The sequence below is a fragment of the Burkholderia sp. 28_3 genome, assembly GCF_003253915.1.
GTDB lineage: Bacteria > Pseudomonadota > Gammaproteobacteria > Burkholderiales > Burkholderiaceae > Burkholderia > Burkholderia cenocepacia.
On sequence record NZ_QKZF01000002.1, the window covers coordinates 298,177 to 324,292 of the forward strand.

At 67.8% G+C, this 26,116-nt stretch carries 27 protein-coding genes and 1 riboswitch; of the genes, 16 read left to right on the forward strand and 11 right to left on the reverse strand.

The features are described 5' to 3' along the window. Window positions 1-21: 21 nt before the first annotated feature. Window positions 22-768: an SDR family NAD(P)-dependent oxidoreductase gene (locus DFS13_RS06015; RefSeq protein WP_006497456.1), complete on the reverse strand. Its 747-nt coding sequence runs from the start codon at window positions 766-768 to the stop codon at window positions 22-24. A 180-nt stretch (window positions 769-948) separates the two neighbouring features. Then, window positions 949-1,049: riboswitch (ZMP/ZTP riboswitch) on the forward strand. Between the two features lie 137 nt (window positions 1,050-1,186). Between DFS13_RS06015 and glyA the strand changes: the two genes are divergently transcribed. The 7 genes from glyA (at window position 1,187) to DFS13_RS06055 (ending at window position 5,984) form a co-directional block, all read left to right on the forward strand. Then, entirely contained in the window at window positions 1,187-2,434 is a 1,248-nt protein-coding gene (glyA, locus tag DFS13_RS06025) for a serine hydroxymethyltransferase (RefSeq protein WP_006485003.1), read from the forward strand. 6 nt (window positions 2,435-2,440) lie between these two features. Then, on the forward strand, window positions 2,441-2,920 hold the full coding sequence (gene nrdR, locus DFS13_RS06030; RefSeq protein WP_006476792.1) for a transcriptional regulator NrdR: 480 nt from the start codon (window positions 2,441-2,443) through the stop codon (window positions 2,918-2,920). Between the two features lie 153 nt (window positions 2,921-3,073). Then, window positions 3,074-3,637 carry a GspH/FimT family pseudopilin gene (locus DFS13_RS06035; protein WP_111441470.1) on the forward strand — a complete coding sequence of 188 codons (564 nt, stop codon included), beginning with the start codon at window positions 3,074-3,076 and terminating at the stop codon, window positions 3,635-3,637. Window positions 3,638-3,642: 5 nt separating this feature from the next. Continuing rightward, window positions 3,643-4,044 (forward strand): hypothetical protein, encoded by a 402-nt coding sequence (locus DFS13_RS06040; RefSeq protein WP_111441546.1) that lies wholly within the window; start codon window positions 3,643-3,645, stop codon window positions 4,042-4,044. Then, on the forward strand, window positions 4,034-4,870 hold the full coding sequence (locus tag DFS13_RS06045) for a PilW family protein (RefSeq protein ID WP_111441471.1): 837 nt from the start codon (window positions 4,034-4,036) through the stop codon (window positions 4,868-4,870). Before DFS13_RS06040 ends, DFS13_RS06045 begins: the two co-directional genes overlap by 11 nt. Window positions 4,871-5,013: 143 nt before the next feature. Continuing rightward, entirely contained in the window at window positions 5,014-5,541 is a 528-nt protein-coding gene (locus tag DFS13_RS06050; RefSeq protein WP_181461603.1) for a pilus assembly protein, read from the forward strand. Beyond that, entirely contained in the window at window positions 5,538-5,984 is a 447-nt protein-coding gene (locus DFS13_RS06055; protein ID WP_006496711.1) for a type IV pilin protein, read from the forward strand. Before DFS13_RS06050 ends, DFS13_RS06055 begins: the two co-directional genes overlap by 4 nt. 54 nt (window positions 5,985-6,038) lie before the next feature. Here DFS13_RS06055 and DFS13_RS06060 read toward each other — a convergent pair whose 3' ends face one another. The 3 genes from DFS13_RS06060 to DFS13_RS06070 all read right to left on the reverse strand — a co-directional run bounded on the left by DFS13_RS06060 (window position 6,039) and on the right by DFS13_RS06070 (window position 7,337). Beyond that, complete coding sequence (locus DFS13_RS06060; protein WP_006484985.1) at window positions 6,039-6,482, reverse strand: DUF3318 domain-containing protein; 444 nt, start codon at window positions 6,480-6,482, stop codon at window positions 6,039-6,041. Window positions 6,483-6,525: 43 nt separating this feature from the next. Further along, window positions 6,526-6,915 (reverse strand): phage holin family protein, encoded by a 390-nt coding sequence (locus DFS13_RS06065; RefSeq protein WP_006476790.1) that lies wholly within the window; start codon window positions 6,913-6,915, stop codon window positions 6,526-6,528. Between the two features lie 119 nt (window positions 6,916-7,034). After that, window positions 7,035-7,337 carry a YqjD family protein gene (locus tag DFS13_RS06070; RefSeq protein WP_006494044.1) on the reverse strand — a complete coding sequence of 101 codons (303 nt, stop codon included), beginning with the start codon at window positions 7,335-7,337 and terminating at the stop codon, window positions 7,035-7,037. A 318-nt stretch (window positions 7,338-7,655) separates the two neighbouring features. On the opposite strand from DFS13_RS06070, the gene DFS13_RS06075 reads away from it, so the two are divergent. Beyond that, window positions 7,656-8,294 (forward strand): peroxiredoxin, encoded by a 639-nt coding sequence (locus DFS13_RS06075; RefSeq protein ID WP_006476788.1) that lies wholly within the window; start codon window positions 7,656-7,658, stop codon window positions 8,292-8,294. A 125-nt stretch (window positions 8,295-8,419) separates the two neighbouring features. On the opposite strand, the gene DFS13_RS06080 is transcribed toward DFS13_RS06075, so the two are convergent. After that, window positions 8,420-9,607, reverse strand: a complete 1,188-nt coding sequence (locus tag DFS13_RS06080; protein WP_006484906.1) for an acyl-CoA dehydrogenase — start codon at window positions 9,605-9,607, stop codon at window positions 8,420-8,422. Window positions 9,608-9,720: 113 nt separating this feature from the next. On the opposite strand from DFS13_RS06080, the gene DFS13_RS06085 reads away from it, so the two are divergent. Further along, window positions 9,721-10,512: an IclR family transcriptional regulator gene (locus DFS13_RS06085; protein WP_077019966.1), complete on the forward strand. Its 792-nt coding sequence runs from the start codon at window positions 9,721-9,723 to the stop codon at window positions 10,510-10,512. 141 nt (window positions 10,513-10,653) lie between these two features. Then, window positions 10,654-11,064 (forward strand): GFA family protein, encoded by a 411-nt coding sequence (locus DFS13_RS06090; RefSeq protein ID WP_109341725.1) that lies wholly within the window; start codon window positions 10,654-10,656, stop codon window positions 11,062-11,064. Window positions 11,065-11,255: 191 nt separating this feature from the next. Here DFS13_RS06090 and DFS13_RS06095 read toward each other — a convergent pair whose 3' ends face one another. After that, window positions 11,256-12,059 carry an EAL domain-containing protein gene (locus DFS13_RS06095; RefSeq protein ID WP_006484944.1) on the reverse strand — a complete coding sequence of 268 codons (804 nt, stop codon included), beginning with the start codon at window positions 12,057-12,059 and terminating at the stop codon, window positions 11,256-11,258. A 353-nt stretch (window positions 12,060-12,412) separates the two neighbouring features. On the opposite strand from DFS13_RS06095, the gene DFS13_RS06105 reads away from it, so the two are divergent. Genes DFS13_RS06105 through fahA form a run of 5 tightly spaced genes read left to right on the forward strand, consistent with a single transcriptional unit; the run spans window position 12,413 to window position 18,338 of the window. Then, the gene (locus DFS13_RS06105) at window positions 12,413-14,074 is read left to right on the forward strand and encodes an FAD-dependent oxidoreductase (protein ID WP_111441472.1); all 1,662 of its coding nucleotides are present in this window, start codon (window positions 12,413-12,415) and stop codon (window positions 14,072-14,074) included. A 27-nt stretch (window positions 14,075-14,101) separates the two neighbouring features. After that, window positions 14,102-14,332 carry a DUF2783 domain-containing protein gene (locus tag DFS13_RS06110; protein WP_111441473.1) on the forward strand — a complete coding sequence of 77 codons (231 nt, stop codon included), beginning with the start codon at window positions 14,102-14,104 and terminating at the stop codon, window positions 14,330-14,332. Beyond that, window positions 14,329-15,690, forward strand: a complete 1,362-nt coding sequence (locus tag DFS13_RS06115) for an MFS transporter (protein ID WP_006484902.1) — start codon at window positions 14,329-14,331, stop codon at window positions 15,688-15,690. The genes DFS13_RS06110 and DFS13_RS06115 overlap by 4 nt, the downstream gene beginning before the upstream one ends. 15 nt (window positions 15,691-15,705) lie before the next feature. Further along, entirely contained in the window at window positions 15,706-17,040 is a 1,335-nt protein-coding gene (hmgA, locus tag DFS13_RS06120) for a homogentisate 1,2-dioxygenase (protein ID WP_105866642.1), read from the forward strand. Next, a complete protein-coding gene (gene fahA / locus DFS13_RS06125) occupies window positions 17,037-18,338 on the forward strand; it encodes a fumarylacetoacetase (RefSeq protein ID WP_111441474.1) in 1,302 nt (433 codons plus the stop codon). The genes hmgA and fahA overlap by 4 nt, the downstream gene beginning before the upstream one ends. A gap of 178 nt (window positions 18,339-18,516) precedes the next feature. Here fahA and DFS13_RS06130 read toward each other — a convergent pair whose 3' ends face one another. From DFS13_RS06130 to DFS13_RS06150, 5 genes are all read right to left on the reverse strand, one after another. After that, on the reverse strand, window positions 18,517-19,677 hold the full coding sequence (locus DFS13_RS06130; protein ID WP_111441475.1) for an MFS transporter: 1,161 nt from the start codon (window positions 19,675-19,677) through the stop codon (window positions 18,517-18,519). A 93-nt stretch (window positions 19,678-19,770) separates the two neighbouring features. Then, window positions 19,771-20,940: an MFS transporter gene (locus DFS13_RS06135; protein ID WP_006484914.1), complete on the reverse strand. Its 1,170-nt coding sequence runs from the start codon at window positions 20,938-20,940 to the stop codon at window positions 19,771-19,773. A gap of 220 nt (window positions 20,941-21,160) precedes the next feature. Continuing rightward, window positions 21,161-21,904, reverse strand: coding sequence for a 5,6-dimethylbenzimidazole synthase (gene bluB, locus DFS13_RS06140; protein WP_077019969.1), 744 nt, complete (start codon window positions 21,902-21,904; stop codon window positions 21,161-21,163). A gap of 171 nt (window positions 21,905-22,075) precedes the next feature. Next, window positions 22,076-23,074, reverse strand: a complete 999-nt coding sequence (locus DFS13_RS06145; protein WP_034200943.1) for a 2-hydroxyacid dehydrogenase — start codon at window positions 23,072-23,074, stop codon at window positions 22,076-22,078. Between the two features lie 30 nt (window positions 23,075-23,104). Further along, complete coding sequence (locus DFS13_RS06150; protein ID WP_006484979.1) at window positions 23,105-24,088, reverse strand: LysR family transcriptional regulator; 984 nt, start codon at window positions 24,086-24,088, stop codon at window positions 23,105-23,107. A gap of 779 nt (window positions 24,089-24,867) precedes the next feature. Here DFS13_RS06150 and DFS13_RS06155 point away from each other — a divergent pair. Next, a complete protein-coding gene (locus DFS13_RS06155; RefSeq protein WP_006484921.1) occupies window positions 24,868-26,079 on the forward strand; it encodes an alanine--glyoxylate aminotransferase family protein in 1,212 nt (403 codons plus the stop codon). Window positions 26,080-26,116 lie beyond the last annotated feature (37 nt).

Consider the following 26,116-nt stretch of genomic DNA (forward strand, 5'->3'; position numbering starts at 1 on the left):
CCGGGGCCGGCCCGCGGGGTTTCAGCCGCGGTGGACGGTCGGGCCGCCGGGCGCCTGCGCGATCGGCATCAGCTCGATCGTGTTGACGTTGACGTAGGCCGGGCGCGTCGCGATCCAGTAGATCGTATCGGCGATGTCCTCGGGCATCAGCGGCTGGACATTGTTGTAGACGTTCGCCGCCTTCGCGTCGTCGCCGCGATAGCGGACGTTCGAGAACTCGGTGCCGCCGCACAGGCCCGGCTCGATGTCGGTGACGCGCAACGGCGTACCGAGCAGGTCGGCGCGCAGGTTCAGGCTGAATTGCCTGACGAAGGCCTTGGTCGCGCCGTAGACGTTCCCGCCCGCATAAGGGTACGAACCCGCAACCGAGCCGATATTGAAGATATGACCGCGACCGCGCTCGACCATGCCGGGCAGCAGCGCGTGCGTGACGGTGACGAGGCCCGCGCAGTTCGTGTCGATCATCGTCCGCCATTCGTCGAGGCTGGCCTTGTGGGCCGGCTCGACGCCGAGTGCGAGGCCGGCGTTGTTGACCAGTACGTCGAGCGCCGCGAATTCGGCGGGAAGGGCGGCCGGCACGGCCTCGACGGCCGCGCGGTCGCGCACGTCGAGCTCGAGCGGCAGAAGGGCGTCGCCGAGTTCGGCGGCGAGCGCATCGAGACGATCCTTGCGGCGCGCGGTCGCGACGACGCGATGGCCTCCCTTGACGAAGGCTCGGGAGATGGCGGCGCCGAAGCCGGCGGACGCGCCTGTGACGAACACGATCATTGCTGCTCCTGGTCGGTAACGTGATAGCGGGTGGAATCCCGCAAGCCTACTGAGAATGCCGCACCGCGGCAAGGCGGCAAAGCGTTTCGGCACGGGCGCGTAGAGTCTGGCCCCAATTGATTCGGGCGCACTGCCGTGCGGTTGCCTATTCATGACGCATCCAATACACTAATGCGCTCATCACCCCTGCGTGACTGGCGATAGAACCCTTCGGGTTCAAGGTGGAGCATCCCACCGTGAAGCGCGGGGCGCCGTTTTTGCCGTTCGCCTGGGCAGCCGTTGTGCGCCGTCGCGTGCATCGCCGGTGGCTGTCCTGCCTCGCGTCATACGGATTCCTCCGCCACGTCGAGCTGGTCCCGCCAGCAGCGCACCGTACTCGGCCACTCCGGTCAACCTGTACACACTTAACGGAAACCGTATGTTTGACAGAGCCCAAAGCACCATCGCGAACGTCGATCCCGAAATCTTTGCAGCGATCGAGCAGGAAAACCGCCGCCAGGAAGATCACATCGAGCTGATCGCGTCGGAAAACTACACGAGCCCGGCCGTGATGGCCGCGCAGGGTTCGCAGCTCACGAACAAGTACGCGGAAGGGTATCCGGGCAAGCGCTACTACGGCGGTTGCGAGTACGTGGACGTGGTCGAGCAGTTGGCGATCGACCGCGTGAAGCAGCTGTTCGGCGCGGAAGCGGCGAACGTGCAGCCGAATTCGGGTTCGCAGGCGAACCAGGGCGTGTTCTTCGCGATGCTCAAGCCGGGCGACACGATCATGGGCATGAGCCTCGCGCACGGCGGCCACCTGACGCACGGCTCGCCGGTGAACATGTCGGGCAAGTGGTTCAACGTGGTGAGCTACGGCCTGAACGAGAACGAAGACATCGACTACGACGCGGCCGAGAAGCTGGCGAACGAACACAAGCCGAAGCTGATCGTCGCGGGCGCATCGGCATTCGCGCTGAAGATCGATTTCGAGCGTCTGGCGAAGATCGCGAAGTCGGTCGGCGCATACCTGATGGTCGACATGGCGCACTATGCAGGCCTGATCGCGGCGGGCGTGTACCCGAACCCGGTGCCGCACGCGGATTTCGTGACGACGACGACGCACAAGAGCCTGCGCGGCCCGCGCGGCGGCGTGATCCTGATGAAGGCGGAATACGAGAAGCCGATCAACTCGGCGATCTTCCCGGGGATCCAGGGCGGCCCGCTGATGCACGTGATCGCGGCGAAGGCGGTGGCGTTCAAGGAAGCGCTGTCGCCGGAGTTCAAGGAATACCAGCAGAAGGTGGTCGAGAACGCACGCGTGCTGGCCGAAACGCTGGTCAAGCGCGGGCTGCGGATCGTGTCGGGCCGTACGGAAAGCCACGTGATGCTGGTGGACCTGCGCGCGAAGCACATCACGGGCAAGGCGGCGGAAGCGGCGCTCGGCGCGGCGCACATCACGGTGAACAAGAACGCGATTCCGAACGACCCGGAAAAGCCGTTCGTGACGAGCGGCATCCGTCTCGGCTCGCCGGCGATGACGACGCGCGGCTTCGGGCCGGCGGAAGCCGAGCAGGTCGGCAACCTGATCGCCGACGTGCTGGAGAACCCGGAAGACGCAGCGACGATCGAGCGCGTGCGCGCGCAGGTCGCCGAGCTGACCAAGCGTTTCCCGGTCTATCGCTGATCGCCGATGCGCTGCCCGTTCTGCCGGCATGACGACACGCAGGTCGTTGACTCGCGCGTGTCCGAAGATGGCGCCGCGATCCGGCGGCGCCGTCGCTGCTCGGCTTGCGACAAGCGCTTCACGACGTACGAGCGGGTCGAGTTGTCCCTGCCGTTCGTCGTGAAGAAGGACGGCAGCCGCACCGAATTCGACCGTCGCAAGATCGTCGCCAGCATGCAACTCGCGCTGCGCAAGCGGCCGGTTGCCGCCGACGCGATCGACGCGGCGGTCGCTCGCATCGAATATCAACTGCTCGCGACCGGCGAGCGCGAAGTGCGTAGCGAGAAGCTGGGCGAGCTCGTGATGAACGAGTTGCGCGGCCTCGATACGATCGCCTATGTCCGCTTCGCATCGGTGTATCGCCGGTTCGAGGACGTTTCCGAATTTGCCGACGTGATCGAAGAGTTCCGTCGCGCCTCTCCCGCCAAGACCCCACGTAAGCGCTGACGCGCTGCGTCCGTTCATCGTCTGCTCCGTTGGTTCGATTCGCGCCGATTGTGTCGGTCGCGATCGCATGTCGCCAGTCGGCCGTTCGGCAAATGGCGCGCGTTTGCACGCGCCGCTACAGTCGTCGCATCACCGTGGCGGAGGACGATTGCGATGGAACGGGGCGCTCAACCCTTGAAGAATGTGGTGCAACGAGCGGGCGGATTCACGCTCGTCGAGTTGATGGTCGCCATGTCGCTGGCAGCGGGGCTTGCGCTCTATGCGGTGCCCACGTTCGACCAGTGGCGCATGCGCGAACGCGTGGATGCCCGCTCGCGCGCGCTGCTCGGTGCGCTGTCGTTTGCGCGTACCGAGGCCACGCGTCTCGGCGCGCGCGTCACGTTGTGCCGCGCGGGGCGCGACGGCGCCTGTCTGCGGGCCGGCGAGCGGTGCGATCCGGCCGAATGGTCGTGCGACTGGATCGTCAGCGGGCAGATCGACGGGCGCTCGCGTGTGCTGCGCCGCTATCCGCGCGATGCCGAAGTGGCCGTCACGGGCGCGGCGCACGAGCTCGCGTTTGCGCCACCGGCCGGTCAATCGATCGGCGGAATCCGGCGTTTCGAATTGCGTCCGCGGCGCAGTGTGTCCGCGGACGACGATACGCGTGCGTCGCGTTGCGTGCGGATTGCTGCGGGCGGCCGCGCGCGGATGGTCGCCGGCCGCTGCGACGCGGCGTGATCGCCATGCGCAATGCCATGCGCGGTACATCGTTGATCGAGGCGACGCTGGCCATCGCGCTGCTCGCCACCGTGATGCTGGCCGTAGTCGGCAGCCAGCTCGCGATGGCGCGTGCGCAGCGCGCGACGATCTGGCGCGAACGCGCGCTGTGGCTGGCCGATGCACGTATCGAGCGTCTGCATGCCGCGGCGGCCGCCGACGACGGCCTTGCGGCGCTGGCGGCGGCATCGTTGCCGGGTGGCGCGATGACGCTCGATGGCGGGCCGGGCGGCGTCCGTTACGCGGTTGTCGGCTGGCGTGGCGGGAATGGAGGTGCGTCGTCGCGCTGCGAGGCGACGGGGACGTCGATGCAGCCGCCATCGTGTGTCCGGATGCCGTTTCGCGACGGGCTAGCCGATGAACGCTGATCGTCGTACGCGCGGCCATACGCTGCTCGAAGTGCTGATCGCGATGACCGTCGGGCTCCTCGTGCTTGCGGCGGCCGGTGCGCTGTACCACGCGCAGCGCATTGCGCAGCGTCGCGCGGAAGACGGGTTCAGGATGCGCGACGCGGCCGCGACCGCGCTGATGCTGATCGGTCAGCAGGTCCAGATGGCCGGATTCCGGCCGCTCGATGCGGAAGCGACATCATCGTCGTTGCCATCGGTGTTCGGCTGCTCGATGGCGCGCGTGCGCGGTAGCGGCGCACAGGTGCGCTGCGAGCCCGCGCGTCTGTCGTCGGACGCGTTGCTGGTCCGGTATGTCGGCGATGCCGTCTCGACGTGGACGACGGTGAGCGGTCAGGCGTCGGATTGCCTTGGGCAGGGTGTCGGTGTGCCGGGTGAACCTGCGCCGGTGGAGAATCGCTTCGACGCGCATGTCAGCCCGTCGACGGGCGAGCCCGAACTGTATTGCGAAGGAAGCGGCCGTCCGGGTACGCCACAGCCCGTGGTGGCCGGAATCGATCAGTTGCGCATCCGCTATTTGCGTCGCGACGCCATGCGGTTCGTCGACGCCGATGCGATGCGTGCCGACGACTGGCGCGATGTCGTGGCCGTGCATGTCTGCGTGCGGGCGCGCGGCGAACCAGTGCGCGAACCGACGCCGCATATCGACTGTGACGGTCGTGTGGCCGTTGCACCGGACGGCCACGCACGTTTGACGCTCGATCGCATCGTCGCGGTGCGAAACGTCGCTGTCGCATCCGATGCTGCGTTGCATGACGCAACTCAAGCAAGCGAGGCGGCGCGATGAGCGGAGCAGCGCAGCACGCGCGGGACAACCTCTCCCGGCGCACGAAGGCCGGCCACGCCCATGAGCGCACCGCCGCAAATGACGACGAACGGCAGCAGACCGCGTGCGTTGGCGTTCCGGCGGCGAGCCCGCGCGAGCCGCACATGCGTCTCCGACCCGCCCGCCGCGCCGGGCGTCGCGATGCGGGCCTTGCGTTGCCTGCGGTGATCGCGGTCGGCGCAGCGGTCGCGGCACTGACCGGCACATGGTTCGACGCCGCGCTGACGGAGTCGCGCCGCACACGCGCATTGTCGGATCGATTGATCGCGTTCCACGCGGCCGATGCCGCGCTTGCCGCGTGCACCGCGCGATTGCTGCGCGGCTCGGCGCCTTATATGAGCGAAAGCGAATCGCACACGGAGCCCGACGCATGGCGGCGCATGCCGCCGCTGGCGGTTCCCGAGGCGTTCGCGCCATTTGCCGGCTGGCCGATGGCCGCGCAGCCGCCGCGATGTCTGATCGAGGCATGGCGGCGTCCGGCAGGGCAGGCCGGCGGCCGCGCTTACCTGATTACCGCGCGTGGCGTCGGCGCGCACGCATCGAGCGCTGTGTGGCTGCAACACCAGGTTGCGATACGCGACGGCCATATCGTCGGGCTGCATTGGCGTCGTGTCGCGACGGTGCTCCGATGAGCGGCCGCCTGCCTATCTGCCGCGCGGCAGGGTTCACGCTGATCGAGCTGATGATCGTGCTTGCGATCGTCGCCGTGCTGGCCGGATGGGGTATCCCGTCGTATCGCGAACATGTCGTGCGCGTTCACCGCGCGTCGGCGGTGTCCGCGCTGTACCGTGCGGCCCAGTATCTTGAAACGTTGGACGGTGCGCCGCCTGCGGCGTTGCCGGACGCGCTCGCACACGCGCCGCCGGACGGGCACGCCGTGTATCGATTGACGCTCGGACGGCCGGACGGCGACGGTTCGCCGGTGAGCTATGAACTGACGGCGACGCCGCTCGACACCGGGCCGATGCGCGACGATGCATGCGGCACGTTCACGCTGCGCTCGGACGGAACGAAAGGCAACGCAGGAAGCGATGGCGCCGACGAACCGGGTGCTGCGTGCTGGGGCGTGCGCTGAGCTCGCAAGAAAGGCGCGGAGCGGCGCATGGCCGTGCGCGCGAAGTGCCGACGATCAGTCGTCGTGTGCGTCGAGCCCGCGCTCGTCGCGGGACTGCTTCCAGATCCGGTAGACCTCCCATGCGGCGAAGCCGAGCGTGCCCCACTTCAACGCGGGGCCTGCGCTCGCGCGCAGCAGCGAGCGGACGGGCTTCGCCAGCACGAGCGACGCGAGCGAACTCAGCATCGGATACTGGTTGACGAGCTGGCCGAGGCTTGCGTTCAGGTTCTTGGCCGACTGGCCGAACTTGTGCGAGGACAGGCCGGGGATGAACACCTTGAGCCAACTGAAGCGCGTGACGGCCTGACGCATTTCGGCGGCGGCTTCCGCGAGTTCGAGCCGCTCGACTTCGGATCGCAGGATCAGCAATTCCTTGCGGAGCGCGCGGTGCTGCGACGCACTCCAGTGCGATCGCGACGAATGGGAGCGGGATGGATTGCCCGTGATGTTCTGGCTCATGGCGCGTCGGCGAAGTAGGTGAGAGGGATGAGCGCGAGGGCGTTCACGGCTTGCCGCGGAACAGGTCGCGGTCTTTCTCGAGTTCGGCGAGCGTCGCCTCGAACACGGTCGGCGCGTCGCGCAGGCCCGAACGCGCCTTCAGCGCGCATACGATGCCGCCAACGGCATACAGTGCGGTGATCGCGGCGAGCGCCTGCCAGCGGTAGGTATCCCAGAACGCGATCGCGATCAGCACGGTCAGGCTGATAAGCGCCATCGTCGCGAGCATCATCGCGGCGAGACCGAGGAACAGCACGCCCATCAGGCGCTCCTTCTCCTCGGCAAGCTCGATGCCCACCAGTTCGAGGCGCGTCTGCAGAAGGCCGATGGCGGAGCCGACGAGGCGGCGCAGCGGTCCTTGACCGGACGGCTGCGAGTGGGTGTCTGTCGTCATGGATGAGGTGCTTGCGCGTGCAGTGAGCAGCTAGGACAAAGCCGGCCGGCGCAGACCGGCAGGCTTCGACGCCCGCGGGCCGCACATGCGGCCTGCGGGACGAAACGGCGCAGAGCGCGTTACTTGCGGTTGATCAGCAGGCCGATCAGCACGCCGACGCCGGCGGCCACGCCGATCGACGTCCACGGATGCTCGTGCACGTAGTCGTCGGTCGCGCGCGCGGCCTTCTTGCCTTTCTCGACCACCACGACCTGGACGTCGGCTGCCTTTTCCTTGGCCTGCTTGAGGCGCGACATGGCCTTCTCGCGCAGCTCGGCCGCACGGTCGCCCGTGCTGCTCGCAGCTTGCTTGAGCAGGTCTTCGGCGTCCGAGAGAACGGTTTTGATATCCGACATCAGTTTCTCCTTGTTGATTTCCGACATTGCAACTCCCTTCGTGCTGTCATGCTGCAGGTTCACATCGTAGCGAAACCCCTGCCTGCTGGCGAGCCGGGAAGACACACGGCGGCAGCGCAAGACTGCATGGTAAACGACTTGTAATCATGAACAGAGCGGCAAACGGGTTGAAAAGTTTCCTCTCCAGCCCGCCGTCCTGCCACGACGCCGGGTAAAAATGACAAAAAAGTATGAATATCAAACGGAATAATCGTTCGCACGGCCCATTGCTTCCCGTAAGCTGATGGACTGCCCCGCGCTGTCCAGCGCGCGGTTTCAACCAGCATCGTTCGAGGAGGGAACATCATGAGTCTGCGTCTTGGCGACATCGCACCGGATTTCGAGCAGGAATCGAGCCTGGGCACGATCAAGTTTCACGAGTGGCTCGGCAACAGCTGGGGTGTCCTGTTCTCCCATCCGGCCGACTACACGCCGGTGTGCACGACCGAACTCGGGCTGACCTCGAAGCTGAAGGGCGAATTCGAGAAACGCAACGTGAAGGTGATCGCGCTGTCGGTCGACGGCGTCGAATCGCACAAGGGCTGGATCAACGACATCAACGAAACGCAGTCGACGGTCGTGGGCTTTCCGATCATCGCCGACGCGGACCGCAAGGTGTCGCAGCTGTACGACATGATTCACCCGAACGCGAACGAAACGCTGACGGTGCGTTCGCTGTTCGTGATCGACCCGAACAAGAAGGTCCGGCTCACGATCACCTATCCGGCCAGCACGGGGCGCAACTTCGACGAAGTGCTGCGCGTGATCGATTCGCTGCAACTGACCGACAATTACAAGGTCGCGACGCCCGGCAACTGGAAGGATGGCGACGACGTCGTGATCGTCCCGTCGCTGCAGGATCCGGAAGAACTGAAGAAGCGCTTCCCGAAGGGCTTCAACGCGGTGCGTCCGTATCTGCGCCTGACGCCGCAGCCGAACAAGTAAGCATCGGCGGCCCGCAGCCGCGGCTCCGCTGAAAAAAGCCCGCCCGGCAGCGATGCCGGGCGGGCTTTTTCCTTGGCGGCGTGCGCGTGCGCGGCAACGCTGCCGCGTGCGTCATGGCCGGATCATCAGAAGAATGCCTGGATGCCCGTCTGCGCGCGGCCGAGGATCAGCGCGTGGATGTCGTGCGTGCCTTCGTACGTATTGACCACCTCGAGGTTCACGAGGTGGCGCGCGACGCCGAATTCGTCGGAGATGCCGTTGCCGCCGAGCATGTCGCGCGCGAGGCGGGCGATGTCGAGCGCCTTGCCGCACGAGTTGCGCTTCATGATCGACGTGATCTCGACGGCGGCCGTGCCTTCGTCCTTCATCCGGCCGAGGCGCAGCACGCCTTGCAGGCCGAGCGTGATTTCGGTCTGCATGTCGGCGAGCTTCTTCTGGATCAGCTGGTTCGCGGCGAGCGGCCGGCCGAACTGCTGGCGGTCGAGCACGTACTGGCGCGCGGTGTGCCAGCAGGACTCGGCGGCGCCGAGCGCACCCCACGCGATCCCGTAGCGCGCCGAGTTCAGGCACGTGAACGGGCCGCGCAGGCCGCTCACGTTCGGCATCAGGTTCTCGTCCGGCACGAACACCTCGTCGAGGACGATCTCGCCGGTGATCGAGGCGCGCAGCCCGACCTTGCCGTGGATCGCCGGCGCCGACAGGCCCTTCCAGCCCTTCTCGAGGATGAAGCCGCGGATCGCGTCCTTGCCGTTCTCTTCGAGCTTCGCCCAGACGACGAACACGTCGGCGATCGGCGAGTTGGTGATCCACATCTTCGCGCCGGACAGCGAATAGCCGCCGGGCACCTTCTTCGCGCGCGTGACCATGCTGCCGGGATCGGAGCCGTGGTTCGGCTCGGTCAGGCCGAAGCAGCCGATCCATTCGCCGCTCGCGAGCTTCGGCAGGTATTTCTGCTTTTGCGCGTCCGAGCCGAATTCGAAGATCGGCACCATCACGAGCGACGATTGCACGGACATCATCGACCGGTAGCCGGAATCGACGCGCTCGACTTCGCGCGCGATCAGCCCGTAGCTCACGTAGTTGAGGCCGGGGCCGCCGTATTCCTCGGGAATCGTCGGGCCGAGCAGGCCGACCTCGCCCATCTCGCGAAAGATGGCCGCGTCGGTGCGTTCGTGGCGGAACGCTTCGGTGACGCGCGGCGCGAGCTTGTCCTGTGCGTACGCCTGCGCGGCATCGCGAACCATCCGCTCTTCCTCGGTCAGTTGCTGGTCGAGCAGCAGCGGATCGTCCCAATGAAAAGTTGCAGCACTCATCGTCTCATCTCCTGTTGGTCCGGTCTTCGAGCCGGCCCCGTGTCAAAGTTTGCTTGACTCGCGTTCCGCTGTGCGGAACAATGTTTTGCAAATCGAACCCAGTGTAGCACCGGATGACACTTTCAACCATCGACGAAACCACGATCGACGAGCGCAAGTTCGTCGTCGCGCTCGCGCGCGGACTCGACCTGCTGCGCGCCTTCCGCCCCGGCGAGACGATGCTGGGCAATCGCGATTTCGCGGAACGCACGGGGCTGCCGAAGGCGACGGTGAACCGGCTCGCCTATACGCTGACCGTGCTCGGGTATCTGCGCTACGACGAGACGCTCGGCAAGTATGCGCTGGACGCCGGCGTGCTGTCGCTCGGCTACGCGCTGCTGTCGGGCTCCGGGACGATCGATCTCGCGCGGCCGCACATGCAGGCGCTCGCGCGGGAGATCGGCGCGGCCGTGTCGCTCGGCTGCCGCGACGGGCTCGACATGATCTATCTGGAGACGATCCGCAGCGAGACCGCCTTGACGCTCGGGCTCGCGCCCGGTTCGCGGCTGTCGATGCTGACGAGCTCGATGGGGCGCGCGTACCTGGCCGTGCAGCCGGAGGACGTGCGCCGCGCGCTCTATGCCGAGCTGCACCGTGCGGCCGGCGGCGCGGCCGACGCCGATGCGCTCGTCGCCGCCGCGCAGCAGGCGGTGGCCGAATTTTCGGCGGGCGGGTGCTGTTATTCGTTCCGTGCGTGGCACATGGACGTGAACGCGGCGGCCGTGCCGTTTCGCGAGCCGCGCGAGGGACGCTGGCTGATCCTGAGCTGCAGCGGCCCGGCGTCGTCGATGGACGAGGGCGTGTTTCGCACGCAGGTCGGGCCGCAACTGAAGGCGCTCGCGCAGCGGCTCGGCCAGACGGTCTGAGCCACGCGTGCGTGCGGCTGTTGCCGCCGCGCGGCAATCGGCTCGTGCGCGGCGGATAGGAGAGGCGGCGCGGTGGCGTATTGCGCGACGGGCGAACCGCGCTCATCATCGTTCGCCTGCTTACCGACGACGAGGTCTGCGATGGCGCACCCCGAACCGATGGAAGGCGGATGCGCGTGCGGCGCGATCCGCTACCGTATCGCCGACGTTCCGACCGATGCCGGCTTCTGCCACTGCCGGCTCTGTCAGCGCACGACCGGCGCGGCGGTCGTCGCGTCGGCAACGGTGCCGATCGACGCGTTCGAATACCTGCAGGGCGAACCGACCGTCTACGCGTCGAGCGCATGGGGCGAGCGGCGTTTCTGCGGCCGTTGCGGCGCGCAACTCGAATACCGGCGCGCCGACGCGCCGCAGACGGTCGAGATCAACTACGCGACGCTCGACGAACCGTCGCGGTTGCGTCCGGCGTGGCACGTCTGGTATCGGGATCGTTTGCCGGGTGTCGAGATCGGCGACGATTTGCCGAAGTACGACGACGATGGAAGAGAATAGGCGGCTCATCCGCGCCGATACACCGGTGTCGATCGCGCGCGCAGGCACGGTCGATCTTTCTGCGTGAACGAACAGCGAACCGGCCGGCGTCGAGCGACGCCGCGTGCTGAAACCCGCTTCCCGAAGCAGCACGACTCCGGAATCCGCGATCCAGCGTGCCGCTCCCCGCGCGCGCCTTCCGCGCGAATCGCTCAGGCCGTCACGACCTTCGCGAACACCGGCCCCTGCATGAACCGCACGTCGTGCTGGCGCAGCAGCTCGCACTGCGTCTCGTCGACGACGCCGTCGAAGATCAGCGGGATCCGCACGCGCTGCGCATAGGCGACGAGCGCCTTGACCATCCCGTCGCGCAACGCGATGCCCGCATCCATCTTGATGTAGTCGGGGCGCGCCATGTCCGATTCGACCGCGAGGATGCGGCCCGGGTCCGGCAGCTTGTCCGCGACCTTGAAACCGTGATGCTGGTAGCTGCGCGTCAGGTAGCCGAGGAACGTCTTGTGGGCGACCGCGACCGCCGGCAGCTCGATCACGATCCGCTCGGGCGGCAGCCCGAAGCGCTGCAGCACCGACGAGAAATGCTTGCCGTGGTCGTACTTCACGCTCTTGAGCAGCCGCTCGTGCACGCGCAGGAACAGCAGCCCGTGGCGTTGCGCGCCGAAGAAATTGATCGCATGCAGCGCGCGCGACAGGCGGTCGATCGCGACCAGCGTCTGGTCGTCGACGGCCGCGTCGACCGGATCGTGTTGCGCCCCCGTGACCAGTGTGACGGCCTGGAAGCCGAGCTCGTCGCCGTAGCGCTCGATCGCGTCGGCGAACGACGTCGATTGCGGCGCGCCGGGCATCGTCACGTCGTAGATCGGCTCGTACGCACTGGCGAGCGTGCGCTCGGGCAGATTCGCGCACGCGGTGCCGCCTTCGGCTAGCGCGAGGTGTTCCCGCAGATACGGCAGTTGCCCGGCACGGCTGACCAGCTCGGGGATGGTAGGCGGAATCATCGGCGTGAGAAGGAAAAATGGCGGCCGAAAGGGCCGCCTCATGACTTGATATTAGCAGCGCGCGCCGCGCTCGGCTTGGCGTTTCACTCATATGGTTATCCCGTCCTCGCGCCAACGCCTAGGGTTTACGTTGATTTCACTATTCGTAATTGGTTTTACTATTCGTAAATCCAAGGATTTGTCGCCGATCAAGAAATGCGGCATGCGGGCGCCGCGAAACGGCGCCGTTCACGAATCAACAGGAAGCAAGGAGCGAGACGTGGCGGTTGACAGGACAGGCGGGCGGGCGCGCCGGCAGGAGACGGACGGGACGACGGGCGCGGCGGTGCGCGCACGGCGGGGTTGACGCGCGGATGGCGACCATGAGCATCGATTACCAGACGCTGAAGTTCGAGTACCGCGCCCGCGCACACGACGCGGCCGTCCACCCGGTGATCGTCGTCGGCGCGGGCCCGGTCGGCCTCGCGGCCGCGATCGACCTCGCGCAACAGGGCGTGCCGGTCGTGCTGCTCGACGACGACGACACGTTGTCGACCGGCTCGCGCGCGATCTGCTTCGCGAAGCGCACGCTGGAGATCTTCGACCGGCTCGGCTGCGGCGAGCGCTTCGTCGACAAGGGCGTGAGCTGGCACGTCGGCAAGGTGTTCCTGCAGGACGAGCAGCTTTACGCATTCGACCTGCTGCCCGAGGAAGGGCATGCGCGCCCGGCGTTCATCAATCTGCAGCAGTACTACGTCGAAGGGTATCTGGCCGACCGCGCGTTCGAGCTGCCGAACATCGACATCCGCTGGAAGCACAAGGTGACGGGCGTCGACCAGTCGGCCGAACATGCGGTGCTGACGATCGAGACGCCGGACGGCGTCGCGACGCTGCGCGCGCAGTACGTGATCGCGGCCGACGGTTCGCGCAGCCCGATGCGCACGATGATGGGCCTCGAGAGCCGCGGCCGCACCTTCAAGGACCGCTTCCTGATCGCCGACGTGAAGATGAAGGCGGAGTTTCCGACCGAGCGCTGGTTCTGGTTCGACCCGCCGTTTCACCGCAACCAGTCGGTGCTGCTGCATCGTCAGCCGGACAACGTGTGGCGCATCGACTTCCAGCTCGGCTGGGATGCCGATCCGGTCGTCGAGAAGCAGCCGGAGCGAGTGATCCCGCGCGTGCGCGCGCTGCTCGGGCCAGACGTCGAGTTCGAGCTCGAGTGGGTGAGCGTCTACACGTTCCGCTGCCAGCGGATGGAGACGTTCCGGCACGGCCGCGTGCTGTTCGCGGGCGACTCCGCGCACGGCGTGTCGCCGTTCGGCGCGCGCGGCGCGAACAGCGGCGTGCAGGACGCGGACAACCTCGCGTGGAAGCTGAAGCTGGTGCTCGACGGCCGCGCGCACGACCGCCTGCTCGATACGTATGCGAGCGAGCGCGAGTTCGCGGCCGACGAGAACATCCGCAATTCGACGCGCTCGACCGACTTCATCACGCCGAAAAGCGCGGTGTCGCGCGTGTTCCGCGATGCGACGCTGAAGCTCGCGCGCGACTGCGAGTTCGCGCGCAAGCTGGTGAACAGCGGGCGCCTGTCGGTGCCGGCCGTGCTGGCCGATTCGCCGCTCAACACGCCGGACCGCGGCGGCGACGCATTCGCGTGCGCGATGCGGCCGGGCGCGGCGGCGGCCGATGCGCCGGTGCGTGCGCAGGGTGCGCCGGGCTGGCTGCTGCAGCATCTGCGCGACGGTTTCACCGGCGTGCTGTTCGGATTGCCTGGCGATGCGGCCGCGCTGGCGCAGGCCGTCGACGGGCTCGCGCTGCCGGTGCGTCCCGTGCTCGTCGTGCCGGCCGGGCACGCGCAGCCGGTCGCCGGCGTCGACGTCGTGGAGGACGTCGACGGGCTCGCCGCGCGGCGCTACGACGCGCAGCCTGGCACGTTCTACCTGCTGCGTCCCGACCAGCACGTCTGCGCCCGCACGCGCACGCTCGACCGTCAGGCGATTGCCGACGCACTGGCGCGCGCGACCTGCGCACGCTGATACGACCAAGATACCGGAGACACCGTCATGCCCTCACTCGACACCCGCCCGCGCCTGGCCGATCCCGACGCGTTCTACGAAGCGCTGATCGACATGCATCGCGACCTGTCCGACGCCGACAGCCAGCTCGTCAACGCGAAGCTGATCCTGTTGCTCGCGAACCAGGTCGGCGACGCCGACGTGCTGTGCGAAGCGATGGCGCTCGCACGCCAGGGCGTGACGCCGCCCGTGCATCCGGCCGCCGAGGTGGCGCAATGAGCGCGGCGCCGGCCGACGCGCGCGTGCTCGAAGTCGAGCGCGTGATCGACGAGACTCGTCGCCCGGGGTTTCACTGGATGCTGCTCGCGCTGTGCGGGCTGTGCCTCGTGATCGACGGTTTCGATGCGCAGGCGATGGGCTACGTCGCGCCGAGCGTGATCGCCGAATGGGGCGTGCCGAAGCAGGCGCTCGGGCCCGTGTTCAGCGCGAGCCTGTTCGGGATGCTGCTCGGCGCGCTCGGGCTGTCGGTGCTCGCCGACCGGATCGGGCGGCGCCCGGTGCTGATCGGCTCGACGCTGTTCTTCGCGGTGACGATGCTCGCGACGCCGTTCGCGGGCTCGATCCCCGTGCTGATGGCGTTGCGCTTCGTCACGGGGCTCGGCCTCGGCTGCATCATGCCGAACGCGATGGCGCTGGTCGGCGAGTTCAGCCCGGCCGCGCATCGCGTGAAGCGGATGATGATCGTGTCGTGCGGCTTCACGCTCGGCGCGGCGATCGGCGGCTTCATCAGCGCGGCGCTGATTCCGGCGCTCGGCTGGCGTTCGGTGTTCTTCGTCGGCGGCGCGGTGCCGCTCGTGCTGACGATCGCGATGGTCGCGCGGCTGCCGGAGTCGCTGCAGTTCCTGGTGCTGAAAGGGCGTGTCGTGCAGGCGCGCGACTGGCTCGCGCGGTTCGCGCCGGAAGCCGGCATCGATGCGAACACGCGGCTCGTCGTGCGCGAACGCGCGGCAAGCGGCGCGCCGGTCGCCGAGCTGTTCCGCCATGGCCGCCTGCCGGTCACGCTGCTGCTGTGGTCGATCAGCTTCATGAACCTGATCGATCTGTACTTCCTGTCGAACTGGCTGCCGACCGTGATGCGCGACGCCGGCTATTCGCCGGGCACCGCGGTGATCGTCGGCACGGTGCTGCAGACGGGCGGCGTGATCGGCACGCTGTCGCTCGGCTGGTTCATCGAACGTTACGGCTTCGTGCGCGTGCTGTTCGCGTGCTTCGCGTGCGCGGCCGTGTCGGTGGGGCTGATCGGCTCGGTCGCGCATGCGCTGCCGTGGCTGCTGGTCGTCGTGTTCGCGGGCGGGTTCTGCGTGGTCGGCGGGCAGCCGGCCGTGAACGCGCTCGCGGGCCAGTATTACCCGACGTCGCTGCGCTCGACGGGCATCGGCTGGAGCCTCGGCATCGGCCGGATCGGCTCGGTGCTCGGGCCGCTCGTCGGCGGACAACTGATTGCGCTCAACTGGTCGAACGGCGCGCTGTTCCATGCGGCCGCGGTGCCCGTGCTGTGCTCGGCGCTGTTCGTGCTGGGCCTCGCAGGCGTCACGCGGCGCAGCGGCGCGCAGGCGCCGAACACCGTGATGAATTGATGGAGAAAGGAAACGATGACGCTTGACCTGTCGAAACCGGCAACCGCCGGCTACCTGAGCGGTTTCGCGAACGAATTCGCGACCGAGGCACTGCCCGGCGCGCTGCCGCACGGCCGCAACTCGCCGCAGCGCGCGCCGTACGGGCTGTACGCGGAGCAGCTGTCGGGCACCGCGTTCACCGCGCCGCGCGGCCACAACCGCCGCTCGTGGCTGTACCGGATTCGCCCGGCCGCCGTGCACCGGCCGTTCGAGCCGTATGCGGGCGCGCAGCGGCTCGTATCGGAGTTCGGCGATTCGGCCGACGTGCCGCCGACGCCGCCGAACCAGTTGCGCTGGGATCCGCTGCCGATGCCGGTCGAGCCGACCGATTTCGTCGACGGCCTCGTGACGATGGCCGGCAACGGGTCGGCCGCCGCGATGAACGGTTGCGCGATCCACTTGTATGCGGCGAACCGCTCGATGCAGGACCGCTTCTTCTACAGCGCCGACGGCGAGCTGCTGATCGTGCCGCAGCAGGGGCGCCTGTTCATCGCGACCGAATTCGGCCGGCTCGACGTCGAGCCGTTCGAGATCGCGGTGATCCCGCGCGGCGTGCGTTTTGCCGTCGCGCTGCCGGACGGCGACGCGCGCGGCTATATCTGCGAGAACTTCGGTGCGTTGCTGCGCCTGCCGGATCTCGGCCCGATCGGCTCGAACGGGCTCGCGAACCCGCGCGACTTCCTGACGCCGCAGGCCGCCTACGAAGACCGCGAAGGCGCGCTCGAGCTGATCGCGAAGCTGAACGGGCGCCTCTGGCGCGCGGACATCGGCCATTCGCCGCTCGACGTCGTCGCGTGGCACGGCAACTACGCGCCCTACAAATACGACCTGCGCCTGTTCAACACGATCGGCTCGATCAGCTTCGACCATCCCGATCCGTCGATTTTCCTCGTGCTGCAGGCGCAGAGCGACACGCCGGGCGTCGACACGATCGACTTCGTGATCTTCCCGCCGCGCTGGCTCGCGGCCGAGGATACGTTCCGCCCGCCGTGGTTCCACCGCAACGTCGCGAGCGAGTTCATGGGCCTCGTGCACGGCGCGTACGACGCGAAGGCCGAGGGCTTCGTGCCGGGCGGCGCGAGTTTGCACAACTGCATGTCGGGCCACGGACCCGATGCGGACACGTTCGAGAAGGCGTCCGCGAGCGACACGACGAAGCCGCACAAGGTCGACGCGACGATGGCGTTCATGTTCGAAACCCGCACGCTGATCCGGCCGACGCGCTACGCGCTCGACACCGCGCAGCTGCAGGCCGATTACTTCGAATGCTGGCAAGGCATCAAGAAACACTTCAATCCGGAGCAACGATGAGCGACACCCAAGACTGGCGCGCGACGCTCGACCCGGCTCGCAAGAGCTGGATCGAGACCGCGAACGATCCCGCCTGCGATTTCCCGATCCAGAACCTGCCGTTCGGCATCTTCAGCGATGCGAAGGGCGCGCGCCGCCCGGGCGTCGCGCTGGGCGACCAGATCGTCGATCTCGCGGCGCTCGCGCGTGCGGGCCTCGTCACGCTGCCGGCCGGCGCCGACGTGCTCGCCGCACCGACGCTCAATGCGTTCATCGCGCTCGGCCGCGACGCGTGGCGCAGCGTGCGCGTGCAGCTGTCGGCGCTGTTCTCGCGTGACGACGCGACACTGCGTGACGATGCGGCGCTGCGCGCGCAGGTGCTCGTCGCGCAGCGCGACGCGACGCTGCATCTGCCGGTCGAGATTCCCGGCTACACCGATTTCTATTCGTCGAAGGAACACGCGACCAACGTCGGCTCGATGTTCCGCGATCCGAAGAATGCGCTGCTGCCGAACTGGTCGGAGATGCCGATCGGCTACAACGGCCGCGCGTCGTCCGTGGTCGTGAGCGGCACGCCGGTGCGGCGCCCGAACGGGCAACTGAAGCTGCCCGACCAGGAGCGCCCGGTGTTCGGCGCGTGCCGCAAGCTCGACATCGAACTGGAAACGGGCTTCATCGTCGGCAAGGGCAACGCGCTCGGCGAGCCGATCGCGTGCGAGGACGCGGAAGCGCATATCTTCGGGATGGTGCTGCTGAACGACTGGAGCGCGCGCGACATCCAGCAGTGGGAATACGTGCCGCTCGGCCCGTTCAACTCGAAGGGGTTCGCAACGACGATCTCGCCGTGGATCGTCACGCTCGATGCGCTCGAACCGTTCCGCGTCGCGCAGCCCGAGCAGTCGCCGCAGCCGCTCGCGTATCTGCGGCATGCGGGCAAGCATGCGTTCGACATCGCGCTGGAAGTGACGCTGCGCGCCGAAGGTGCGGCCGAGGCCACGTCGATCTGCCGCACGAACTTCAGGCACATGTACTGGACGATGGCGCAGCAGCTCGCGCATCACACGGTCGCCGGCTGCAACACGCGCGTGGGCGACCTGATGGGTTCGGGCACGATCAGCGGGCCGACGAAGGATTCGTTCGGCAGCCTGCTCGAACTGACGTGGAACGGCAAGGAGCCGGTCGCGCTGAACGGCGGCGGCAGCCGCACGTTCATCGAGGACGGCGACGAGCTGACGCTCGCCGGCTGGTGCCAGGGCGATGGGTATCGCGTCGGCTTCGGCACGTGTGCGGGCAGGATCTTGCCGGCGCCGAGTGCGTGACGGATCGCGGCGCGAAACGTTACGCGTAGGTCACGTGTAGATCACGCGTAGTCCGGAAGGACAGGGCGGCCCGCATTGCGCGGGCCGTTTTTCGTTTACCGGAGGAGGGGGCGCGAGCGGCCCGATGCGTATCGGTGCATGACGCCAACGCCAACGCCAACGCCAACACCGAGCGACGTCAGACCGCGCGTTGTACTGCGGTGCGCCGCTCCCACAACGCCGCCGCGACGAATGCGGCGACGCAAGCGACCAGCACGCCGACCAGCGCATTGCTGCCCAGTTGCTCCATCAACGCGCCCGCCACCAGCGGGCCGCCGAAGCTCGCGGCGCTCCACGACGCCGACACGAGCGAACTCGCGGTGACGAGCGCCGCGCCGCGGAAACGTTCGCCGCACGCGACGAGCGACAGCGTATAGATGCTGCCGGCCGCCGCGCCGAGCACGAACAGCAGCGGCCAGCACAGCCACGGATTCGCGATCACGAACGGCAGCATCGGCAGGCCGGCCAGCACGATCCAGCCGGCGCCGAGGTGCACGCGCTCGCGGCCGAGCTTGTCCGCGAGCCAGCCGATCGGGAACTGCATCGCGGTATCGCCGAACAGCATGATCGACGCGAGCAGCACGGCGGTCGCGCTCGCGACGCCGTGATCCATTGCGTAGAGCGGCAGCAGCGACAGCGCGAGCGTATCGAACAGCGCGAAGAAGCCGGTGCCGATGATCAGCGCGGGCATGCGCGGCAGCACGTCGAGCCAGCGGCCGTGTGCTTCGTGATGCGCGTCGTCGCCGGCGAGCGGCGCACGGCGGATCGTCGCGAGCGTCGGCAGCGCGAGCAGGAACAGCGCGCCGCACAGCGCGAAGCGGATGTGCGTCGCGCCGGCGATCTGGCTGACGAGCACCGGGCCGGCCATCTGGAACAGCGTGAAATTGGTCGCGTAGATCGCGACGACGCGCCCGCGCGTCGCATCGTCGGCGAGCTGGTTGACCCACGCTTCGCCGATCGTGAACAGCAGCATCAGCGCGGCGCCGCACAGCACGCGCAGCACGCCCCACAGGATCAGGTTCGACGTGAACTGCATCAGCGCGGTGGCGGCCGCGAGCAGCACGACCGACACGACGATCGCGCGGCGCGCGCCGATGTGCCGCGCGAGCGCGGTGACGAACGGGACGATCGCGAGGCCGCCGAGGGCCTGCGCGGCCGTCAGCATGCCGACGACGTTGGTGCCGTGTCCGGCTTCGGTGAGCGCGAGTGCGGTCAGCGGCAGCGTGGCGCCGGTCCCGAGGCCGACGACCGCGACGCTCAGGATCAGCGCGAGGAAATCGCGATTGAGAATGGCTTTCATCGGCCGCGATGCTACACCGCGACCGTTGAAAGGTCCATGAAGGCCGTCACGTTCGAATGGAGTTGCGTACGCAACGATCGCGGCAGGGCCGCGTCACACGTATTCGGTCGGCACGGCCACCGGGCGGCGTTCGAGCGACGCCGACCACAGCGTGAGCGCGAGCGCGGCGACCGCCATCGCGACGCCGACCCACGGCAGGCTCACGAGCGACACGCCCGAGCCGATCGCCATCCCGCCGAGCCATGCGCCGGTCGCGTTGCCGAGGTTGAACGCGCCCTGGTTCAGCGTCGACGCGAGGTTCGGCGCGTCGCTCGCGCGGTCGACGATCATGATCTGCAGCGGCGGCACGATCGCGAACGCGAGGATGCCCCACACGAAGATCGTCGCGAGCGCGGCGAACGGCAGATGCATCGTGCCCGCGAACAGCGCGAGGACGATGCCGATCAGCGCGAGCGTCGCGATCAGCGACGGCATCCGCCGCCAGTCGGCGAGCTTGCCGCCCAGCGTGCCGCCGACCGTCAGGCCGAGGCCGAACAGCAGCAGCACGTAGGTGACCTGACGCGGCGAGAAGCCCGTCACGTCCTCGAGGATCGGCGTGATGTACGTGAACACGCTGAACAGGCTCGCGGACGCGAGCACGCTGATGCCGAGCACCATCAGCACCTGCGGGTGCTTCAGCACGCTGAATTCGCGCGTGATGCTGGTATCGGGCATCGCGAGGTTTTTCGGCAGGCACACCGCGAGCGCGGCGGCCGCGGCGATGCCGATGCCGGTGACGGCCCAGAACGTCGCGCGCCAGCCGAACGCCTGGCCGAGTGCGGTGCCGAGCGGCACGCCGAGCACGTTCGCGAGCGTGAGCCCGGTGAACATCAGCGCGATCGCCTGCGCGCGGCGGTTCGGCGCGACGAGGTTGCTGGCCACCACCGAGCCGATGCCGAAGAACGCACCGTGGCAGAACGCGGTGACGACGCGCGCGGCCATCAGCACCGCATAGCCGGGCGCGATCGCGCAGAACAGGTTGCCGGCGATGAACAGCCCGATCAGGGCCATCAGCGCACGCTTGCGCGGCATCTTCGCGGTGACGATCGCGAGGATCGGCGCGCCGATCGTCACGCCGAGCGCGTAGCCCGACACGAGCATCCCGGCGGCCGGGATCGACACGCCGAGGTCGCGCGCGACATTGGGCAGCAGGCCCATGATCACGAATTCGGTGGTACCGATTCCAAATGCGGCGACGGCAAGGGCGAAAAGAGGCAGGGGCATCGCGGTAGGCTCGGGAAAAGATGCCGCTCGAGCCAGGCGCAGGATGCGCGGGACGGGCGGGATGAGGCGAAGGTCAGCCGCGATTCTACTTCAGTGAAAACCCCTATGCTTGGGGCCAGAGCGCTTGTTGCCGGCGTGCGACGAGGCAGCGACCGGGAAGCTCACAGTGTGGGATTTGGGCGGTGTCAGGGCCGGGATGATGGCGACCGCCGGCCGTGGATCACGCGATGCGTTCGGACGACCGGTCGGGCATCGCGTCCGGGGTGTGCTTCGTTTCGCTGTCCGGGCCTGCGGGCGACGCAGCCGAATCGGCCCGATCGATGGCCGCCGGAGCGTCCCAGCCGTTCTCGAACAGGCACGCTTCGATCGGCATCCGCGCGGCCCAGCGTTCTTCCTCGAGCATCGGCTTCGCATAGAACGCATCGACGTGCCCGACGCACAGCACGGCGATCGGCTTCGCGCCGTCGGGCATCCGCAGCAGCGTGCGCACCGCATTGACGTCGAACAACGATACCCAGCCCATGCCGAGCCCTTCCGCGCGCGCGGCGAGCCACATGTTCTGGATCGCGCACGCGGCGGAGGCCAGATCCATCTCCGGCAGCGTGCGGCGGCCGAACACGTGGCGTTCGCGGCCGTCGGCGAGCGCGACGACCAGCAGCTCGCCGCATTCGCGCACGCCCTCGACCTTCAGCCGCATGAATTCGTCCTGGCGCTCGCCGAGCGCGTCGGCCGTCGCGCGGCGCTCGGCCTCGACCAGCGCGTGAATCGCGGTGCGCAAGGCGGGATCGGTGATGCGGATGAAGCGCCACGGCTGCATGAAGCCGACGCTCGGCGCGTGGTGCGCCGCGCGCAGCAGGCGCGCGAGCACGGCCGGATCGACGGGCGCCGGCGTGAAGTGGCGCATGTCGCGCCGTTCGAAGATGGCGCGGTAGACGGCGGCGATGTCGGAATCGTCGAAACGCATGAGCGGCGAAGGCAGGGATGACATCGGCGCAACGATAGCAGACGGCGCGCGCGAAACGTTACTTCATTCGAAACAATGCGCGGAATTGTTGACGAAGAAAGGGGTGGTGCGCGGCATGGGGCGCAAGCAAACGATTGCGGATGCGCTGCGGGCCGTCGAATTGGCCGTTTCTCAGCGATTTGCCGTCACGACGTTCTGCGGCGCGCCCGCATGCCACGCCTCGATGTTCAGCAGCGTCGTGTGCGCGATCTCGGCCAGCGCCTCGCGCGTGAAGAACGCCTGGTGCGACGTGACGATCACGTTCGGGAACGTCAGCAGGCGCGCGAGCACGTCGTCCTGCAGCGGCAGGTCGGAGTGATCCTCGAAGAACAGCCCGCTTTCCTCCTCGTACACGTCGAGCCCGAGATGGCCGAGCTGGCCGTTCTTGAGCGCGTCGACCAGCGCCTGCGCATCGACGAGGCCGCCGCGCCCGGTGTTGATCAGCATCGCGCCGTGCTTCATTCGCGCGAGCGTCCGCTCGTTGATCAGGTGGTGTGTCGACGGCAGCAGCGGGCAATGCAGGCTGACGATGTCGGCACGATGCAGCAGTTCGTCGAGCTCGACGTAGCGCGCGCCGAACGCGATCAGCTCGTCGTTGTACGGCGGCACCGAGTGCGCGAGCACGTGCATCCCGAAGCCCATCATGATCTTCGCGAACACGCTGCCGATGATGCCGGTGCCGATCACGCCGACGGTCTTGCCGTGCAGGTCGAAGCCGAGCAGGCCGTTCAGCGAGAAGTCGCCTTCGCGGGTGCGGGCGACGGCGCGCGGCAGGCGGCGGTTGAGCGCGAGGATCAGTGCGACCGCGTGCTCGGCGACCGCGTGCGGCGAATACGCGGGCACCCGCACGACCGCGATGCCGAGCCGCTCGGCGGCGGCGAGGTCGACATGGTTGAAGCCCGCCGAGCGCAGCGCGATCAGCCGCGTGCCGCCGTCGGCGAGCCGTTCGAGCACGGCCGCGTCGACGGTGTCGTTGACGAACGGGCAGACGACGTCATAGCCGTGCGCGAGGATCGCGGTTTCCGCGTCGAGGTGCGACGGCTGGAAGTGCAGCCGATAGCCGAACGGCCGGTTGGCGGCGGTGAACGAATCGTCGTCGTACTGCCGGCTGCTGAACAGGATCACGCGCACGCTGCACCTCCGATGGCTGACGCGCGCAGTTTACTGCAGGCCCGTGACGATGTCGGAACGTTCGGGGCCGCGCACCGGCCGCAGGAAGCCGTAGTCGGTGTGGTCGCGGGCGGACGGCGCGCTGAAGTGCTCGAGCGCGTGCTCGACGAAGCTGCGCGTGCGGGCCGGCACGTACTGGCGGTTCGGATAGACGAGCGACAACTGCGCGTCGGGATCGTCGATCCGGTAGCCGGCCATCAGCCGCACGAGCGTGCCGTGGTTGAGGGCATCGGCCACGCACGGCTCGGGCAGGATCGCGATGCCGGCGCCGGCCACGGCCGCCGCCTGGACGAGCGCGAGCTGGTTGACCGTGCAGGCGGGGCGCACCGTGACCGAATGGGCGACGCCGTCGTGGCCGACCAGTTGCCACGTCGGCGCGTGCTGGTGCGGCGCGAGCGTGACCCAGTCGTGGCCCGGGAGGTCGTCGGGCACGCGCGGCTCGCCGCGGCGGTCGAGATAGGCCGGCGCCGCGCACGCGACGAACGGGTTCGGCGCGAGGGCATGGCCGATCAGCGACGGGTTGCCGTCGAGCCGGGTGCCGGTGACGATGCCGACGTCGTAGCCCGAATCGAGCACGTCGAGCGGCCCTTCGGCGACGGTCAACTGCACGCGCAGCTCCGGGTAGCGGTGCCGGAAGCTGCTGACGAGCGGCGTCAGCGCCAGCGGCGACAGCAGCCCCGACGCGACGACGCGCAGCGTGCCGGCCGGCTCGCGCACGGCATGCGCGACGGACGATTCGAGGTGGTCGAATTCCTCGAGCAGCGCGCGGCAACCATCGAGGTAGCGCACGCCGGCCTCGGTGAGCGACAGGTTGCGCGTGGTGCGATGGATCAGCCGTGTGTTCAGGTGGCCCTCGAGCATCGCGATCGAACGCGTGACGAGCGCATTGGACACGCCGAGATGGTGCGCCGCGCGCCGGAAGCTTTGCTGCTCGGCGACGCAGACGAATACACGCATGGTCTGAATCTGGTTCATGGCTTGCGTATTTCTGGCCCGGTTGATTGATTTTGGTTGTGATTTTTTGCCACGCAACGTCGAAAACGCATCGCGCGGCCCCAGTTCGCTCTCGTATCGAAAATGAGATTTTCGATTCCGCAGACAATTGTTAAATGCGGAACCGATATCCGTCAACCTGAGAAAACGGGCGGCTTGCGTAAAATCGAAATCGCGGGTACCGGTTTAAGGTTGCAATGCAGCAAGGACGTGCGCTGGAAAACCGTCGCGGTATTCGAATATGCGTCGCTGTTTCGAGGATTCCATATTCCAATCAATGGGTTGGGGTAAATTGCGGCGCGCCGGGGCATGGCGAATTCGGGAGTCGTTCCCCAATACATACCGCAATGGTGGATGTTTTTTCCACGTTCGGATTTTGTGTATCGAATTCGCTCCGCGATTTGTATCAGGTGGTCGGTGTATTTCGTTCGGTCCACGAAAGGCGCTGAACCACCGGTTTCGAAGAATCGTTTCGATATTGGCCGAGAAAATCGCGCGTCCGGAACCCGAATGGAACCGTTTCGCACCCGGCAGCCAATCGTTTTTTCAATCCGGAAGGCCATCGCGCGCGCGGTGCGCGGCCGGCTGGCCCGGTCCGGCGACCGGGCCAGCGTCGCGCTGTCCGCACGTGCGTGCCTCTTGCGCGAGGCGGCGGAACGCGGAATGATCGATCAGTTCGCTGCGCGGTGCCACGGGCGCGGTGCTGCGGGCGCAGTGCCGCGGCGCGTCCGGGCACTTCCTTTCCTCATCTTTTTCCAGCCATGTCCATCGATTACTCGCCGATTCCCTGTCCCGTCGTCGTGCCGCTCGACGCGATCCTGCCCGAAGAACCGCTGCTGATGATGGGGGCCGGCCCGGTCCCGATCCCGGCCGCGGTGGCCAAGGCGAACACGATCGTGATCAACCACCTCGGCGCGACGATGGCGAAGATCATCGAGCAGGTGAAGGAGATGGCGCGTTACGTGTTCCAGACCCGCACGAAGTGGGTGCTCGGTGTCGCGGGCCCCGGTTCGGCCGCGATGGAAATGGCGATCTCGAACCTCGCATGGCGCGGCACGCGCGTGCTGTCGATCCGCAACGGCTTCTTCAGCGCGCGGATGGCCGAGATGGCCACGCGCGTCGGTGCCGACGTCGCGACGCTCGAAGTGGCCGATCGCGCGGTCGCGAGCCTCGACGAGATCGCCGACGCGATCGCGCGCGAGCGGCCCGAGATCGTCACGATCGTGCAGGGCGAGACGTCGAACACCGTGTGGAACCGCGACCTGCGCGACATCGCGGCGCTCGCGAAGGCGGCCGGCGCGCTGGTCGTCGTCGACGCGGTGTGCACGCTGTCGACGATGCCGCTCGAGATGGACGCATGGGGCATCGACGCGGTGATCACCGGCGGCCAGAAGGGGCTGTCGTCGATCCCGGGCGTGTCGCTGATCGCGTTCTCCGACGCCGCGTGGGAGCGCATGAAGAATCGCCCCGAGCCGAATGCGCACTGGTGCCTCGACATGGCGCTCGCGGAGAACTTCTGGCACAACGCCGGCTATCACTACACGGCGCCCGTGTCGGGCGTGCTCGCGCTGCACGAGGCGCTGCGGCTCGTCTGCGCGGAGACGCTCGAGAGCCGCTTCGCGCGCCATCTGCGCTGCTCGCTGGCGCTCCAGGCGGGCGTCGAATCGATGGGGCTCAAGCTCTATGCGCCGAAGGACTGCCGGCTCAATTCGGTGGTCGGGATCGAGACGCCGGAAGGGCTCACGCCCGGGATGGTCTGCGGCCATATCTCGAAGCAGTACCAGGTCGAGATCTCGGGTTCGTTCGGGTTGCCGATCGTGCGGATCGGCCAGATGGGCGAGCAGTGCCGCGAACACAACCTGTTCCGCACGCTGCATGCGTTCGGCCGCACGATGGTCGACCTGAAGGTGCCGGTCGACCTGCCGGCCGGCGTCGCGGCGCTCGAGCAGGAACTGTCGCGGCGCGGCGCGTAAGCGCGACGCCGCGACGAAACGAGGAAGCGGGCCGCGC

Excerpts from the sequence above, each read along its gene's own strand:
- DFS13_RS06070 (WP_006494044.1), bottom strand. The coding sequence starts at position 7,337 with ATGTCGGAAATCAACAAGGAGAAACTGATGTCGGATATCAAAACCGTT.
- DFS13_RS06095 (WP_006484944.1), bottom strand. The coding sequence starts at position 12,059 with ATGATTCCGCCTACCATCCCCGAGCTGGTCAGCCGTGCCGGGCAACTG.
- DFS13_RS06150 (WP_006484979.1), bottom strand. The coding sequence starts at position 24,088 with ATGAACCAGATTCAGACCATGCGTGTATTCGTCTGCGTCGCCGAGCAG.
- DFS13_RS06045 (WP_111441471.1), top strand. The coding sequence starts at position 4,034 with ATGAACGCTGATCGTCGTACGCGCGGCCATACGCTGCTCGAAGTGCTG.
- DFS13_RS06105 (WP_111441472.1), top strand. The coding sequence starts at position 12,413 with ATGGCGACCATGAGCATCGATTACCAGACGCTGAAGTTCGAGTACCGC.
- DFS13_RS06115 (WP_006484902.1), top strand. The coding sequence starts at position 14,329 with ATGAGCGCGGCGCCGGCCGACGCGCGCGTGCTCGAAGTCGAGCGCGTG.
- DFS13_RS06075 (WP_006476788.1), top strand. The coding sequence starts at position 7,656 with ATGAGTCTGCGTCTTGGCGACATCGCACCGGATTTCGAGCAGGAATCG.
- DFS13_RS06035 (WP_111441470.1), top strand. The coding sequence starts at position 3,074 with ATGGAACGGGGCGCTCAACCCTTGAAGAATGTGGTGCAACGAGCGGGC.
- DFS13_RS06110 (WP_111441473.1), top strand. The coding sequence starts at position 14,102 with ATGCCCTCACTCGACACCCGCCCGCGCCTGGCCGATCCCGACGCGTTC.
- DFS13_RS06050 (WP_181461603.1), top strand. The coding sequence starts at position 5,014 with ATGCGTCTCCGACCCGCCCGCCGCGCCGGGCGTCGCGATGCGGGCCTT.
- bluB (WP_077019969.1), bottom strand. The coding sequence starts at position 21,904 with ATGCGTTTCGACGATTCCGACATCGCCGCCGTCTACCGCGCCATCTTC.
- glyA (WP_006485003.1), top strand. The coding sequence starts at position 1,187 with ATGTTTGACAGAGCCCAAAGCACCATCGCGAACGTCGATCCCGAAATC.
- fahA (WP_111441474.1), top strand. The coding sequence starts at position 17,037 with ATGAGCGACACCCAAGACTGGCGCGCGACGCTCGACCCGGCTCGCAAG.
- DFS13_RS06040 (WP_111441546.1), top strand. The coding sequence starts at position 3,643 with ATGCGCAATGCCATGCGCGGTACATCGTTGATCGAGGCGACGCTGGCC.
- nrdR (WP_006476792.1), top strand. The coding sequence starts at position 2,441 with ATGCGCTGCCCGTTCTGCCGGCATGACGACACGCAGGTCGTTGACTCG.
- DFS13_RS06155 (WP_006484921.1), top strand. The coding sequence starts at position 24,868 with ATGTCCATCGATTACTCGCCGATTCCCTGTCCCGTCGTCGTGCCGCTC.
- DFS13_RS06065 (WP_006476790.1), bottom strand. The coding sequence starts at position 6,915 with ATGACGACAGACACCCACTCGCAGCCGTCCGGTCAAGGACCGCTGCGC.
- DFS13_RS06130 (WP_111441475.1), bottom strand. The coding sequence starts at position 19,677 with ATGAAAGCCATTCTCAATCGCGATTTCCTCGCGCTGATCCTGAGCGTC.
- DFS13_RS06135 (WP_006484914.1), bottom strand. The coding sequence starts at position 20,940 with ATGCCCCTGCCTCTTTTCGCCCTTGCCGTCGCCGCATTTGGAATCGGT.
- DFS13_RS06090 (WP_109341725.1), top strand. The coding sequence starts at position 10,654 with ATGGCGCACCCCGAACCGATGGAAGGCGGATGCGCGTGCGGCGCGATC.
- DFS13_RS06055 (WP_006496711.1), top strand. The coding sequence starts at position 5,538 with ATGAGCGGCCGCCTGCCTATCTGCCGCGCGGCAGGGTTCACGCTGATC.
- DFS13_RS06015 (WP_006497456.1), bottom strand. The coding sequence starts at position 768 with ATGATCGTGTTCGTCACAGGCGCGTCCGCCGGCTTCGGCGCCGCCATC.
- DFS13_RS06060 (WP_006484985.1), bottom strand. The coding sequence starts at position 6,482 with ATGAGCCAGAACATCACGGGCAATCCATCCCGCTCCCATTCGTCGCGA.
- hmgA (WP_105866642.1), top strand. The coding sequence starts at position 15,706 with ATGACGCTTGACCTGTCGAAACCGGCAACCGCCGGCTACCTGAGCGGT.
- DFS13_RS06085 (WP_077019966.1), top strand. The coding sequence starts at position 9,721 with ATGACACTTTCAACCATCGACGAAACCACGATCGACGAGCGCAAGTTC.
- DFS13_RS06080 (WP_006484906.1), bottom strand. The coding sequence starts at position 9,607 with ATGAGTGCTGCAACTTTTCATTGGGACGATCCGCTGCTGCTCGACCAG.